12 protein-coding genes are annotated in these 14,956 nt (G+C 61.4%); 2 read left to right on the top strand and 10 right to left on the bottom strand.

Annotation, left to right across the window (positions count from 1 at the left end):
* Positions 1 to 46: 46 nt before the first annotated feature.
* Positions 47 to 2,125, top strand: coding sequence for an ATP-binding protein (locus HAV22_RS01295; protein WP_166855687.1), 2,079 nt, complete (start codon positions 47 to 49; stop codon positions 2,123 to 2,125).
* Between the two features lie 8 nt (positions 2,126 to 2,133).
* A complete protein-coding gene (locus HAV22_RS01300) occupies positions 2,134 to 2,769 on the top strand; it encodes a response regulator transcription factor (RefSeq protein WP_166855689.1) in 636 nt (211 codons plus the stop codon).
* 63 nt (positions 2,770 to 2,832) lie between these two features.
* Here the strand turns inward: HAV22_RS01300 and HAV22_RS01305 are convergent, their stop codons facing one another.
* The 10 genes from HAV22_RS01305 to HAV22_RS01355 form a co-directional block, all read right to left on the bottom strand.
* A complete protein-coding gene (locus tag HAV22_RS01305) occupies positions 2,833 to 4,203 on the bottom strand; it encodes a polysaccharide deacetylase family protein (protein WP_503827419.1) in 1,371 nt (456 codons plus the stop codon).
* Positions 4,197 to 5,087, bottom strand: coding sequence for a helix-turn-helix domain-containing protein (locus HAV22_RS01310; protein ID WP_166855693.1), 891 nt, complete (start codon positions 5,085 to 5,087; stop codon positions 4,197 to 4,199). Before HAV22_RS01310 ends, HAV22_RS01305 begins: the two co-directional genes overlap by 7 nt.
* A gap of 655 nt (positions 5,088 to 5,742) precedes the next feature.
* Entirely contained in the window at positions 5,743 to 6,336 is a 594-nt protein-coding gene (locus HAV22_RS01315; RefSeq protein ID WP_166855695.1) for a sugar transferase, read from the bottom strand.
* Positions 6,333 to 7,520 (bottom strand): DegT/DnrJ/EryC1/StrS family aminotransferase, encoded by a 1,188-nt coding sequence (locus HAV22_RS01320; RefSeq protein WP_166855697.1) that lies wholly within the window; start codon positions 7,518 to 7,520, stop codon positions 6,333 to 6,335. Before HAV22_RS01320 ends, HAV22_RS01315 begins: the two co-directional genes overlap by 4 nt.
* Before the next feature lie 11 nt (positions 7,521 to 7,531).
* Positions 7,532 to 8,782 (bottom strand): glycosyltransferase family 4 protein, encoded by a 1,251-nt coding sequence (locus HAV22_RS01325; RefSeq protein ID WP_166855699.1) that lies wholly within the window; start codon positions 8,780 to 8,782, stop codon positions 7,532 to 7,534.
* Positions 8,783 to 8,791: 9 nt separating this feature from the next.
* Complete coding sequence (locus tag HAV22_RS01330; protein ID WP_229421003.1) at positions 8,792 to 9,523, bottom strand: hypothetical protein; 732 nt, start codon at positions 9,521 to 9,523, stop codon at positions 8,792 to 8,794.
* Between the two features lie 31 nt (positions 9,524 to 9,554).
* Positions 9,555 to 11,441 (bottom strand): glycosyltransferase family 4 protein, encoded by a 1,887-nt coding sequence (locus HAV22_RS31000; RefSeq protein ID WP_229421004.1) that lies wholly within the window; start codon positions 11,439 to 11,441, stop codon positions 9,555 to 9,557.
* Positions 11,371 to 12,585 carry an O-antigen ligase family protein gene (locus HAV22_RS01345; protein WP_166855703.1) on the bottom strand — a complete coding sequence of 405 codons (1,215 nt, stop codon included), beginning with the start codon at positions 12,583 to 12,585 and terminating at the stop codon, positions 11,371 to 11,373. Before HAV22_RS01345 ends, HAV22_RS31000 begins: the two co-directional genes overlap by 71 nt.
* Positions 12,575 to 13,849, bottom strand: a complete 1,275-nt coding sequence (locus tag HAV22_RS01350; protein ID WP_166855705.1) for a lipopolysaccharide biosynthesis protein — start codon at positions 13,847 to 13,849, stop codon at positions 12,575 to 12,577. Before HAV22_RS01350 ends, HAV22_RS01345 begins: the two co-directional genes overlap by 11 nt.
* Positions 13,846 to 14,955, bottom strand: coding sequence for a DegT/DnrJ/EryC1/StrS family aminotransferase (locus tag HAV22_RS01355; RefSeq protein ID WP_166855707.1), 1,110 nt, complete (start codon positions 14,953 to 14,955; stop codon positions 13,846 to 13,848). The genes HAV22_RS01350 and HAV22_RS01355 overlap by 4 nt, the downstream gene beginning before the upstream one ends.
* Position 14,956: the final 1 nt, after the last annotated feature.

Below are 14,956 nucleotides of genomic sequence, written 5' to 3' on the forward strand. Positions count from 1 at the left end.
TTGTTAGAGGTACCGAACGGGCTTGATTAAAAAGCAAAGGAACACTATGCCGAGTAATCAGAGCAACGGAACGCCGGTAACAGAACGCCGTTGTCATACTCGTCTGGTAGGCACACAGCCACCAGCATCGAATTTCGCCGCAACCGCACCATGCACATCGCGCCCGGCGTCTCAGCAGACCGAACGCGTCAGAGACACGCCGTGCAGGGCCAACGGAGCGCTCGTCGTACACGACGAAGCGGGCCAAATCGTGTTCGTCAACAAACAGGGGGCCGAGCTGCTGGACTCTACTGCGGAGGCGCTGGTACAGATGAACGTACGCGAGCTGGCGGCGCAGGGCCACGGCTGGCTCAGCCCGAGAGACCTACCGTCTATGTCGCGGAACCAGCCGATCTCCATGGATACCGCCGTGCTTCAGCGATTCGACCAGAAGTTTCTCGTCGAGGTTCAACGGGAACGTATCAAGATAGATGGACGCAACTTTTACCTGCACACGGTGCGAGACATTTCGCAGCAGCTCCAGACCAAGGAGGCTCTGCAGCGCCTGAATACGCACCTCGAAGAACAGGTGGCCATCCGCACCGCACGGCTGAGGGAGGAGAAAGTACTTGCTGAGGGCAAAAGCAAGGCAAAAACTGATTTCCTTGCCCGGATGAGCCACGAAATTCGCACTCCCATGGGGCTCACCATCAGCCTGACCGATCTGGCGCTGGCCCATGCAACCGATCCGCGCCAGCGCGATTACCTGAGCAAGATCCGCATGGCTAGCACCCATCTGCTGAGTGTCGTCGACGATATCCTTGACCTCAGCAAGATCGAAGCCAACAAGTTTTGCCTGCGCCCTGCCGACTTCGACTTCCGCCTCTTTTTCGAAGGATTGAAATGCCTGAGCCAAAGCGCAGCGGACAAGGGATTGACGCTGTCGTTCCACAGTGATCCCCAGCTCCATCGAACCATCCGGGCAGACAGCGGGCGGCTCAAGCAGGTGCTGCTGAACTATATCTCCAATGCAATCAAATTCACGACCGCCGGGCGAATTGAAGTCCGTGCAAGCTTGCGCTCGGCGCCTGATGGCGCTCCCGAAATATTGTTCGAGGTAGCCGATACCGGCATCGGGCTCACCCCCAGCCAAATACAGCAGTTGTTTCAGCCTTTCTATCAGGCAGGAAATCCGGAGATCAACCACGACGGCAGCACCGGCCTCGGTCTGTCGATTTGCAAACAGCTGGTGAAACTAATGGGAGGAAAGATCGGGGTCAACAGCACTGCTGGTGTCGGTAGCACGTTTTGGGTTCAAATCCCGATCAAGTGGGGCAAGGCCATCGGGGGCCATGGCACGGCGCGTGCCAACGGAGACCAGGCCCGGAAGCAATTGCAGTGTCAGGTGAGCGAACGCGACTTGACTCGCGTGCTCGTTGCGGACGATAACAAAGTGAACCAGCAGATCGTGCTGGAGATGCTTGCCCCATGCGGCATCGAGACAGTGGTTGCCGACGACGGCCGTGCTGCATTGGAGGTGCTTGCCCGCCAGCGCATCGACTGCATCCTGATGGATTTGCAAATGCCCGAGATGGATGGCTACGCTGCGATACAGGCCATTCGGCGCAACCCTGCTACCGCGCCGCCGTACGTGATTGCGCTGACAGCCGATGTGCTGGTTGACAATGCGCAGCGCTGCAGCGATAGCGGTTTCGACGCCATCCTGACCAAACCCTTTTCTCCGCGCGCGCTATACCAGCATATCAGCGAAGCCCTGTCGCGATCACAACCCGTACCAGAACAACCGGATCAGACCGGAGGACTGTCGCGCTGGACAGGGGGCGACTCGGAGGCCGCGCTGCGCCTTCGTGAGCTGTTTCTGCTGGTCGCACTGGACTGCTCGGCGCAGATACGCAAGGCCTGTGCCGCCCGACGGTCGATGGAAATCGCGCGTCAGACCCATAAGTTGCTGCCCAGTGCACGCATGGTCGATGCGGTCGAGGTGGCCCGCCTCTGCACGGAGCTCGATGGTCAACTGGCTGACCCCGACTGGCACCATATCGCACGCATCTCCGCGGCGCTGGACGAAGTGCTGGACCAAATGATGTCGGCACAGTCGGCCGCCCTGCCCCCACGAAAGCCTTGAGGCCCGCCATGATCCGCGTGGTGATTGCAGATGACCACCCGATGATGCGCGAGGGCCTGAAATACATGCTCGGCCATCAAGAAGATATTGAAATTGTTGGCGAGGCCCGCAATGGTCTTGAAGTGATTGCGGCAGTGCGCGCGCTCGATATCGACGTTCTGGTGCTGGATCTGAACATGCCGGGCCGCCATGGGATTGAACTCATCACCCAGATTGTTTCGGAAGCCCCCAAGATATCCATCCTCGTCTGGAGCGGACTGGATGAACGGCAGTATGCGCTGCGTGCCATGCGAGCCGGAGCGCGCGGCTACGTCAACAAGGAACGCGAACCTGGCCAGTTGCTTGAGGCCATTCGCCGGGTTGCCAGTGGCCAGCGATGGATTGATTTGGAAGTCGCTGAACTGATAACCCAGGCCTGGTTGTCGCCGAATCCGGACCTGCCGCACACTTCTCTGTCGCCACGCGAGTACGAGATCTTCTGGCTGCTCATCCAGGGGCACTCCATGGCCGAGATTGCACAGAGTCAATTCCTGAGCAATAAGACGGTCAGCACCCACAAGACACACATTCTGGCGAAAATGAACATGCACACGGTCGTGGAACTCGTGCACTATGCGGTGGCCCACAAGCTGATTGATTGCTAGCAGTCCTTCGCGTTCCCCGTGCCCGCGTACACGGAGCGGATCGGGCCCCGTGTACCGCCCGCACTAGGCGGCCAGAATATCGCGGTAGATGCCGCGTTCACGCGGATGATCCAGGTTCGAGTTGTGCCACAACAACGTAAAGTCGCCGCGGTAGCGACGGCATAACTGCCGATAGTGGGTCACCGCTTCCACAGCTCCGCTGCTCCGCGCTGTTAGCCGGTAGCGCATGGGTTCCATCGACAGCAAGGGCCGCTGGCGCAGATGCATGGCGCGTCGCCCGACCAAGTCGAACATGGCGAATTCGCGGCAGGTACCGCAGCGAAACCCGGGTTGGTTGGCATAGCCCAGGCTGGAGTCGTAATCAAGACCGTTCTCTTCCCATAGTTGCGGCGTGACGTGAACACGCCAGCGCAAGTAGTGTTGCCGTCCACCCAGAATCGGCTGGCTGATGCCCAGATGCGCCATTGCGGCGCGCAAGCGGGCAACACTACGTGACATGGCGTTCGGATGGTGATAGGTGTTATACCCGGGATGAATACCTATCTCGTGCCCCCTTGCATGTACCGTGCGCATCACATCGAGCAGGCGCGCATCGTACAAGTCGATGCTCCGGTCAACTGCAGGGTCGGTCACGGCCGGAATGAGATTGAATGCGACCCGGTTCCCTTTGCGGGAATTGACCTCCATGATCCAGTCGAGCGCCTGCAGATAAGGATCGCGCCCGTGTTCACCTCGGCGCACTGCCATGTAATTGCCGACAAGGGTCGACATGCCGCTTGCCGTGCCTTGGCGCAGGCTGCGCCCCACCATGCGTTTCAACAGCCGGTAGGCCGAGGCGCATGCCGGATCGACCGGCAGGTCAACATCACAGCTGATCAGGGTACGCGCGCCCCGTACCGCGCGCTGCATGTCCGGACATATCTTTTGAATTGCGGCCCACAGGATCTCGGCGTATTCGTCAATAACGGGACGCTGCTGGAAGCCGGCACGCACGGCCAGGGCAGCCTGGTCGGGAAATCGCCCATGCTCGTCCTGCGCCAGACTATCAAGTTCTTCGTACCGGCTCAGCATGAAGAACGCCGAGCCAATAATATCCAGCGGCAATCGAATCGCACCGGCCGGTTGCTCCAGGGTAGCGCTTTCGCCAAAAATAACCGGCACCGTTTCTCCGCAGAGCACTGCATCCAGCCCGGCGCTGCGCGGGTCCCAGAGCGGCAAGGGCAAGCGAACCTTGGCTCCCGCTTCGGAGGCGCGGCGATAGAGCTGGGCGAAAAACACATCGGGCATCTCGATCCAGCCGGGCCCGCACAGCAAGCGATACTGGCGCGGTGGCCCCTGCCGCAGGGCGTAATCGAGACCGAGAAAGGTCTTGAACAGCACGTCGCATATCCAGGAAATCTCGGGCGTAACGGCCGGAACCGACAATATCAACACGGCGCTACCTCAGCCGACGCGCCACTCAATGGGTGCACGCCTGTCTCATGGCAGTTGCGCAAGAGGCGCCTGCGCACGCGGTTGGCTTCGATCTGCTTGAGTCGCGCCGGGGATGCCGGCAGGCGTTCCACAGTCGACAATGCGTGGCGGTCGACGATGCGCAGATTGTGGTGCCGGACTTCGATGATGCCCAAAGAATGCAGCGTGGTCAGGGTGCGGCAAACGGTTTCGGGAGTAACGCCCAGCAGAGAGCCGATGTCGCACCGCCGCATGCGCAACATGAACTTCGAATCGGAGTAGCCCAGTGCGGCGTGGCGCGACGCAAGAAGCATGAGAAAACGCGCAATGCGTGCTTCGGCGAAGCGCAGCGCCAGCAGCCTGACCATCGACAGGTTGCTTTCCAGTTCGGCACTGATCGCGCTGAAGATCCGGGCGTACAAATCTGGATGGGTCCGGGCCAGGTTCAGCAGTGCCACGTAAGGAATCAGAATCAGTTCGCCACTGCTGAGCGCCTGCGTACAGGATTGGTGGCGGCCCGAGTCAATCCCATCGATACCTAGAATACTGCCACGCATGGGAAAGCCGAGCACCTGTTCACTCGCGCCGTCATTGACGGCGAACGTTTTCAAGAAGCCCAGGCGGACGATGGCGAGGGTATGAAATGCCTGCCCGATTTCGAACAGGCGTTGGCCGCACTCGAAGTGTACCCGCCGTAAGCCGGGCAAGCAGCCGGGTGTCTCGCACGGGTCTCTCTCTTGCAGTGCCAGGTACACGTCGGCTGCCGACACACCGCAGGGACGCTGGTCCTCTGCCCATGCCCATCGAGAATCCTGATGAATGGCCGGGTTGCCGGAATCGCGTCCGTATTCGATCGTAGAGTCCATCGAATTCCTCCTTCGTCAACGACGGTGCCGATGCCCTCGGCCTGGCGGTGACCCGACTGGCCTTGAGCGCCGGACATGATCGGATAGCAACAAGTTTGGCACCAGCACCGGCCACAATGAATCGGCCAAGCATCCGCAATCACGCAGATATTTGCTAGTTCTGGGATAGGGAAAATCCTCGGCGGGGTTCGGAAATCGTGAGGAACGCCTTCTTGATTTGCAAAGTGAGCACCGTCAAATAACGGGACAAGGTCGCTCCTAAGATGGTTCCAGCCCCTGAATGACGGACGCCGATGGCAGTGCCGTCCAGCGCTCTACCGGAGCCGGCGGTCGGGAAAGATACCGGCACCAATTTGCGTCCGCACGCGGCGTTTGCACTTGCGGGCGGAAGGCCGCGTGTCGCCCCAATGCCGGGTCATGGCGCAACAGTATTCGCGTCGTGCTTGCGATCGTGCGTAGATGGAATTAGTAAGCGCGCCGATTTGCATGACACTCGGATCAACCTCGCTTGATCGGCGGATGAGGTCGATGTGGTTGCGGTTCGAAGCTTTTGTACGGCGTCCGCGATCGTGTACAGACCTATTGCGGACCCCGACCACTCACCCCAACGTTGATGCGTCCTTGGAACGTTGAACTGCAGATCAATGCGGCTCTCCTAGCGCCACAATGTGCTCACTGTACTGGCGATAATGCGCAGGTCCATCCAGAAGCTGCGCTGGTCAACATAGCGCTGGTAGAAAGCCAGCTTGACCGGCAAAATGTCCTCGATATACGTGCGCTCCGGGTCGGCTGCCGCGGCCAGCAAACTGCCTTCGTCACGGTACTTGATCGAGCCCCAATCTGTAATACCAGGAGCAACCGACAGCACCTTCTCCCGCACTGCAGGCGGATAGCATGCGACATAGCGCGCCAGTTCAGGCCGCGGGCCCACCAGGCTCATCTGACCCAGCACGACATTGGCCAGCTGCGGCAACTCATCGAGTTTGGTGCGGCGCAGCCAGTGGCCTGCACGGGTGATGCACGGTGCGGGCCACATCCTCGGTACATTGCCCGCCGTGCCATCATGCGCCATCGTGCGAAATTTGAATATTGCAAATGGCACCCCATGACGGCCAACCCGCTGCTGCACGAACAAAGCCGGCCCCGGCGAATCGAACTTGACCCAGCACGCGATGAGCAGCATGAGCGGCGCCAACAGACACAGGCCGATCAGGCCCGCCACCAGGTCAAAGCAGCGCTTGAGCTTCATAACAGCTCGGCAAGGGCTTCGACCACGCGCCGCTGATCGGCCTCCTGCATACGGGTATAGAGCGGCAGTGACAGAATGGTGCGGTATGCCTGGTCAGCGTGCGGAAATCGTCCGTCCTGTAGTCCGTAGGTATCGTGCCAGTAAGGATGGCGGTGCAGAGGGATAAAGTGCACGCTGGCACCGATGCCGCGTTCATAAAGTTTGCGGATCAATTCGTCGCGATCGATGCTGGCGTCGGCTTGCAGACGCACGGGGTACAGATGCCATGCATGGGTGGTGCCGGCAGGAGCAGCTGGCGGCAGGTCCAATGGCAAGTCGGCCAGGGCCTCATGGTATGTCCATGCAAGCTCGGTACGCCGCCTCAGGAAAGCATCGATCTTGTGCAGTTGCTGGATCCCGATAGAAGCGGCAACATCGCTCATGTTGTACTTGAATCCCGGGGCCACCACTTCATAGAACCAGGCCGGGACGTCCGACACGTAACGGTCAAACGCATCTTGCCGGATACCGTGCAGGCGCATCACGCGTGCGCGTGCCGCGATTGACGGATCACGGGTGACGAGCATGCCGCCTTCGCCGGTGGTCATGGTTTTGTTGGCATAGAAGCTGAATACCGTCGCATCGCTGTCAAGGCTGCCGATCAGGCGCCCGCCATAACGTGCAGGAAAAGCATGGGCAGCATCCTCGATCACGGCCATCCCATGCGCATGTGCCAGCGCGATGATCGGGTCCATGTCACACGGCAGACCGGCGAAATGCACAGGTATCACTGCACTTGTACGGGGGCTGAGCGCTGCCCGCATGGCTTCGATGTCGATGTTCAGCGTCGCCGGTTCAATGTCGACCAGTACCGGATTCGCGCCCAGGTAGCGTACCACTTCGGCCGTGGCGGTAAACGTCATGGTCGGCACGATGACCTCGTCGCCGGGCCCTACGCCGGCCGCTTCGAGCGCCAGGTGCAGCCCGGCGGTGGCTGAACTGACGGCAAGCGCCTGCAGTCCCGGGCCCAGATAGTCGGCAAATTCGGCCTCGAAGCGGCGCGCTTTGGGGCCGGTGGTGATCCAGCCGGAACGCAGCGTATCGAGCACCTCGGCAATTTCCTCTTCGCCGATGTCAGGCAACGAGAATGGCATAAACTGCGGCTTGGGGGCGAGCGGGTGCGGATCAGGGCAGGACAGCTTCATGGTGGTCTCCATCAGGTCAGGGATATTGCACCGCACGGTTCAGCGCACGCGCTCAGGAAGGACGGCGCCAGATGGCGGTAGTCGTGTTGTGCCAGCACGTGGGCCCGACCCCGTTCGCCCATGCGCCGGCGCTGAGACGGGTCGAGGGCGGATAGCGCTTCAATGGCGTCGGCCAGCGCGGTCGCATCCTCTGGTGCGATACTGATGCCACATCCGGCCTCGGCTACGGGGTCGTTGCCAGCCTTGACCGCATGCACGATCGGCAAAGCGGCCATCATGTAGTCCATCAGCTTGTTCGGGGCGATCCCGAAACGGTACAGCGGATGCGGGCGCCAGCCGAGATAGGCCAGGTCGAACTGTGCGAGCAAAGCCGGTACCTGGGCTTTGGGTAACGGGTCGAGGAAAAATACGTTCTGCTGGCCCTGCGCGGATGCCATCAGGGCTGGCTTGTCGACGCCGGCACCTGCAAGCACGAAGGCGTAGCGCCGGGGGTCGAGCCGCTGCGCCGCCTCGAGCATCGCTTCAAGCGCATTGGCCTTGCCGTGTCCCCCCGCATAGCCGACCACGAAACGTCGCTGCGCTTTCTGTTGTGCCAACAGGGCCGACACCGGCGCAGGCAGCTGCTCGGCACCCTGTTCCCACTCGGCCGGATCGATACCATTGGGTATCCACTGCAGCTTGTGCGGCGCCATGCCGTGTTGTTGCAGGTAGCTGCCTACATGGGGCAGCAGCGACACCACCGCATCGGCGCGCCTGCAGGCGTAGTCTTCAGCTGCCTGCAGCCATTGCACGAACGGGTGCCAGCGGGACATGCCGTGCAACTCCACCGGGGTCAGCGGCCACAGGTCATGCACCTCATACACCAGGCGTGCGCCGGCGCGGCCGGCAATCGCGGCCGCGGTCCAGATATCGAGCGGATAGGTACTGGATGCGATGACCAGATCGGGCGCCAGCTCGCTGGCCAGTGCCTTTGCACGACGTGCGAGAGCGCCAAGGAAAACAGCAATATTCGCCATGCGACCGAGCCCGTTTCCCCGGTAACGGGGTGTAGCGATCCATCGATAGTCGATACCGTCGATCCACTCCTGCCGCATCTGCTGGCCGTTCATGACTGGCGCCTGCTGTCGCAGATGCGATGCCGAGGCAGCCACGATGCAGACGGCATTGCCAGCCCTGACCCACTCACGGGCCAGGTAGTAGGGACGAAATTCCATCCCATGATGGGGTGATCCGGCGTAATGATTGATGAGCAATATCTGCATGACAGTTCCTTACCACGACCACGACTCGCGAAGCCGGGTGAGATTGTGCCTGCTGGTTTCGCGCCAGTTCGTACGCCAGTGCACCGGGTGGCTGGTGAAGTAGATGCGCTCATGAATACCGAAGACCTCCAGCGGCGAACATGGGCAATACAGTTCAGGACAGGGCCGGTCACTGATATAGATGCCGAAGCGCTGCATCAATGCCTGATCGTAGGCCTCATGGGTGATGCCGCAGCGCTGGCGCAGCGCTGCGTTCTGAAGCAACTCGTGGTTGATGATGCCGAGCTTGCGGTTGACAAAGTCACCGTGACTGGCGACCGTGCGCAGCTTGATGCCGGTGCGCCTTTCGATATCGGTAAAATTGATGAAGAACTGGTCTTCGACCTCGCCCATGCGTGCCCGCAGCTGGGCAGGACAGCGAATGTCGTGTCGCTTCACGAAATCCGCGATTTCCTCGAAGTGGTAGCTTGCCTCGCTGCCATACTTCTCGAGCTCGACCATCAGCCGGATATCAAGCGTGGTCAGGCGAAAGTAATAGGTGGCCAGGACGCCAAGGGAGCGCTCGATCTCGAACAAGCGGCGGGCCGTGGCCGGATCGGTGTCGATATCGTGGCGCAGCACCATGATGCGTCGTGGCGCGGCCTGCCCAAAGTCGATGAAGTCGCGTACCGACATGAGCGCGTAGCCGGCGCAGATCGCTGCCCTCAGCAGCGCCTCGTAGTCTGAAGTACGGTCGGCCATTAGATAATCCGAATAGATACGGCGGCCAACGTTAATCAAGCAGTTCATAGCTCACGTAATGGGGCTGGAACCCAAGCATGCGTTTGAAGGCCTGCATACCCGCGCTGGCGCCAAAGAAGGTGTCATACATCAGAAAGCGCGCCCGCTTTTCGGTAATGAGCGAACTGACCAGGTCGACGAGAAGCAAATGCATCGCCCCGTCGTTGTTGCGGTAGCCCATCAGCTGAGCAAGTGCCGCGAAATCGCCGTAGTAACCCATGTTGGCATACGCCACCAGCTTGCCGCCGGGTGCGAGCACCCCGTAGTAGCGGTAATTGGGGAGCTGATCGAAGTGCTGCGTTCGGGACGTGTAAGCGGCCGACATCGGGCGCCCCTGACGCTCGGTGAGCGATGTGTTGATGGCGTGAATTTCATCGACATAGGCATTACGATCGATCTGGGCAACCGTGTAGCCACGCTTGCGCGCGCGCTGGGCAAGGCTGGCACCCCGGTTTTTGCCACCGATTTCGGCCAGATAGCGTTCCGGGGAGTCGAACTGTCGCAGGTTCACGAGTGCCACCCCGATCGCCTTGTGGCGGACCAGGGGAAAACGCGGGTGCGGCTTGGTAAAACTGAGGTAGGTAGCGCGAACCTCGGCAGGATTGAGGTGGGTCTGGAACTGTAGTCGTACCCGTGGCATGCGCCGCAACTCGCTCAACAGGGCACGATACTTGTGCCAGAGTGCCACTTTCGTCGTATCTCCCCGCTGGGGAGCCACGGCATTCACGCTCGCCGCGGCAGGCTCACGGTCAAGAAGTTTTGCATACAAGGCCAGCAACGACTTGAATTCGCGCTCCCAGTGGAAGTGCGTCAAAACCGCCGTGCGGCCATTTGTCCCCATACGCTGTGCGGCCAACGGATCGGCGTCAAGGCTATCGATCGCGCCGGCGATCGCATCGGGATCGAGCGGATCGACACAAACGCCACACTGGTAAGTATCAATGATCGCCCGCCAAGCGGGAAAATTCGAGGCGATCACGGGAATCCCGGCCGCCATATATTCGAACATCTTGATTGGGAGCGAATCCAGATAGTTCGCGGTCGGATGCAAGGTGACGAGGCCGGCGCGCGATTGCGCAAGCAGCCTGCGCACGCCCTTCCGATCGACCTGCCCGAGGGTATTGACACGCTGCCAGCCGGGTTCGCGTTGCAGCTGGCCGAGCAGCTCCGGCGCCGCGGCGCATCCAGCAAGGTTCAGGCGCGTTGCCCCGCGCACCCGGCCCATCGCACGCACCATTTCATGCGCTCCCCGTATGGCCGTGATATCGCCCAGGTAGCACACCGTGTCGTTGCGCTCATCCCATGGCGTCGGGGCCTGAAACTCGGCCAGCAACGGATAATTGCAAACGCACGTCGTGGCGCTGTTGTGGGGCGCAAACCGGCCCGCAATGCTGGGGGTGGCAGTCACGATCCCGTCAAACCGGTGCGCCGCCACTTTCTGCAGCCAGCCATATGCGGAGGCGAACACGCGCCGCAGCGGCCGCGCCAGATAGGGCTTGCACAGCAATTGCAACGGTACGTCTTCATGGGCATCGAAGACGACCCGCTTCCCTTCCCGCTTGAGCAACAGACCCACCGGCAACAGCTCGGGGTCGTGTAACTGATACACGTCACCTTGCAACGCCAGTGCCGCACGATACACGCGCCACACTCCCGCGCTCATGCGCTGCAGACGTCCCGCACAGGCGCCTGCGTCGACAATCTGCACGCCGTCGCGCTGCTCGTCGCCAAGGCCATCGGCAACCACAAGGGACACCTGGTAGCCACGTGCGGCAAGGCTGCAGCACTGCTTGGTGAAAATGCGGATGTCATACCGCGGATGTGCTGAACTGAGATGAACGATTCGAGTCCGCACGATATCGTGAGTTATAGAGTTCATACGATCCCAAAGTGGCGGCAATCAACATGTCGTGATAGTGATGAGAACCCAGTAAAAGCAACACCGTGGTGCAACACAGGCAAAGCGGCAGCTCGACGTCTTGACCCATATCGCGTCGCAGAAAACACTGCACGAGCAGGCGCTGAAGTGGCCATAACAGCAGCGCCACGAGCGCGAGGAATCCGAACAGGCCAAGGTCGACCCAGGCCGACAATATGTTGTGGGCGTAGCTTCCCGGCTCATAGCTGGCATAGCTGCCCTGCAGTGGATGATTGGCGATGGTCTCAAGTGCCTGAACGGTCAACTGATGGCGTAATGTTGCCGAGCTCGATTGTGAAAGATCGAGCAGTTCGAGCGTGCGGTTCTCCGGCAGGTATTGGGTGCCGTACATAAGGGTCAGCTTGACGAGCAGCGCGACGGCGCACAGCAGCCCAAGCGCACGGGCGCGCTGCCGCGCCCGGTACAGCTCGATCAATGGGACGCTGCCCAGCATCGCCACGAATTCGCTGCGGGCACCATTGACGTACAGCGTGGCGCCAGCCAGCAGGTAGAGCGCCAGGCGCGCGGTTCTCGACTGCAAACGTACGCTCACGACCAGATAGACAAAGAGGTAGGAACGTGAAAAGCCCTGATAGGTAGCGACCGCCTCCGGATCGCGTGCGAGACCAAGATTACCGAGATAGAACATCCCATCCTGGGCGAAGGTAAAGACAATGGCGGACATCAGCAGCAGGCACACCAGCGCTTCGCGCTGCAAGGACACGGCGCGCACGTCCAGCAGCCGGAAGATGATGAATACCACCACTGCGTCGAGCAGGAAGAGCAGATGGCTGCGGGTGATGGTGCCGTTGGCACCAGCGGCAACCTCCACCACCCACATGGCACCCATATACAGAATGAAGCCGAAAAATGCCAGTTCGCCGGGCCCGGGACCGCCGGAGCGACGCAACTGCCCCGCATAGGCAAACAGGAGCGGAAGGACCAGCACGAGCGCAGCCGGGGTGAAGTATCCCCCCGCGAAAGCGCCGATGTAACCCAGGCCGAGGGCACTGTGATAAAAGAAGAAGCCAGGGAAAAGCAGCAGGAAAGCCACCTGAGGCAACCCCTGCGGGCCGTGGCCGGTGACCGTACGGTTAGCGTGCATTGCAGTGCTCCCTTGACGGCGAAGTCGCCAGCGCCGCACGGTAGGAGAGGCTCATGTACAGCAGGTACATGGCAATACGGCCCCAGACATAAGCGAGCAGGCATTGCCGGAGCGTGGCCGGTAGCAGGAAGGCCGCCAGTGTGACCAGCAGCAGCCCACCCTGCCAAGCCAGCTCGACATGCTGGCGACCGGTGATATACAGGACATAGCCCAGCGGACTGGCGACAAAGCCGACGAGATAGAGGGGCGCAAGCAGGCTGGCCATGTCGCCTGCCGCGCGCCAGCTGGGGCCGAATACCAGGGCGAACAGAGGCGGTGCTACCCACCAAAGCAACAGCGACGGCAGCGCGCCGATTGCCAGCAGCAGTTTGAACGTATGACGGTAGGACTGGCGACAGTCGCCGTTTCTACGCCACTCCTGAGCAGCCTGCGCTTTGAAGACCTCCAGAATTGAGCTCGACAGCACCGATGCGGGGGCTGCAAGCACCCGGTGGGTCAGCGCATACAGGCCCGCCGCTGTGGCACCTTGGGCACTGCCGATCAGCAGCAGGGGCAACTGCCCGACCAGGGTATTGAGGAGATCCGAAGGCAGGCTGAACTGCACGAACCGCACGTGCCGCCGCACTACACCCCAGTCGGCGGGACGCAGGCGCCAATGCAACGCCACGGCGGGCGGGCGTACGTAGCGGCGCGCGGCAGACACGCCCAGCAGCAGCCCCACGAGCTGACCAAGCGGCAGGGCAACAGAGCCGCGGCCCAACCACTGCAGCAGTACCAATTGGGTTGCGGTGATTGCCACCACGGTCCACACTTTGGTCCGCGCGGCGGCACCAAAGCGCTGATGGGAAACAGCATAGGCATTCACGATACTGTGGTAAGCCATCAGCCAGACGGCGCCGCCGAGCATGAACAGCGCCGGCGAGGTCTGCATGGAGGCCAGTGGCAGGCCCGCCAGCCGCGCCGCAAATGCGGCCATCACGAGCGCCAGTGCGAACACCGTCGCCCAGTAGGCCACCACGCGCACACATGCGCCCTGCCCGGCCAGATCCGATTCGAGCAGCATCGGCGTCTCCATGCGCAGGGTGGCTACCACCGATACAGTGGCCGCCACCCCGAGCCAGGTACCGAATGCCCCGATCTCGGCCGGCGTGCACAGGCGCGTGAGCAGCGGGGCCGCGAGGATGGGTAGCGCCTGCGCTGCCAGCGTGCCTGCCAGTACTTTCAGCACAGGCGGCACGTTGACAGTGGCTGACGTGGTGCTCATTCCGTAGCACCCATCGCATCGTATTCGGCCGCCAGGACGCTGGTACAGATGCGGTCGATGTCGGTGTCGGAAAGATACGGCCCCATCGGCAGACTCAGCACCTGGCGCGAAAGGCGCAACGCTTCAGGACAGTGGGCGTCCTTGTCCATCTGGTAGTAAGCCGGCTGCTGAGTAATCGGTCGCGGATAATGGACTGCGCTTGGGATGCCGTCCGCCTCCAGGCGCGCGCGCAAGGCGTCGCGCCGTGCGCTGATGATGGTGTACTGCGCATACGCACTGGTCCGCCCTTCACGCAATGCCATGACGGGAATATTGTCCTTGAGCCAGTAGGCGTAGCGCGCGGCCGCGCGGCGTCGCTGCGCCAGCTCCCAATCGAAACTGGGCAGTTTGGCCAGCACGATGGCACACTGCAGGGTATCCATGCGTCCGCCAACCCCGATCCGCGCATGCACATAGCGTTCCTCGGCCCCGTGCACGCGGATCGCCCGTAAAGAAGCGGCCAGGCGGTCGTCGCTCGTGAATATCGCACCGCCGTCTCCATAACAGCCGAGTGGCTTGCTCGGGAAAAAGCTGGTACAAGCCAGTTGCGACAAGTTGCCGCTGCGTCGACCGCCATAGGTGGCGCCAAAACTTTGTGCCGCGTCTTCGATGACCGCAAGGTCATGCTGGTCGGCCAGGGCATTGATAGCGTCCATGTCGGCGCACTGGCCGTACAGCGACACCGGAATGATGGCCCGCGTGCGCGGTGTGATGCGCTCGGCAATGCGATCGACACTGATGTTGCCTGAGTCGGGTTCGACGTCCGCAAACACCGGACGCGCGCCCGCCAACACAATGACTTCGGCAGTGGCGATGAAGGAGAACGGCGTGGTGATCACTTCATCACCAGGGCCAACGTCCAGGGCCATCAGCGACATCAGCAGCGCTTCGGTGCCGGATGCCGCAGTGATACAGTGGGCCGCCCCCGTGTATTCCGCGAGCTGCCGCTCCAGTTGAACCACTTCGGGCCCCATGATGTAGTGGCCGTGCTCGAGCACCCGAGCGATGTGCGCATCGATCGTGCTGCGCAATACCGTGTACTGCGTTTTCAGGTCGGCGAATTCCATG

This window comes from Telluria antibiotica, assembly GCF_011682055.1.
GTDB classification, from domain to species: Bacteria; Pseudomonadota; Gammaproteobacteria; order Burkholderiales; family Burkholderiaceae_D; genus Telluria; species Telluria antibiotica.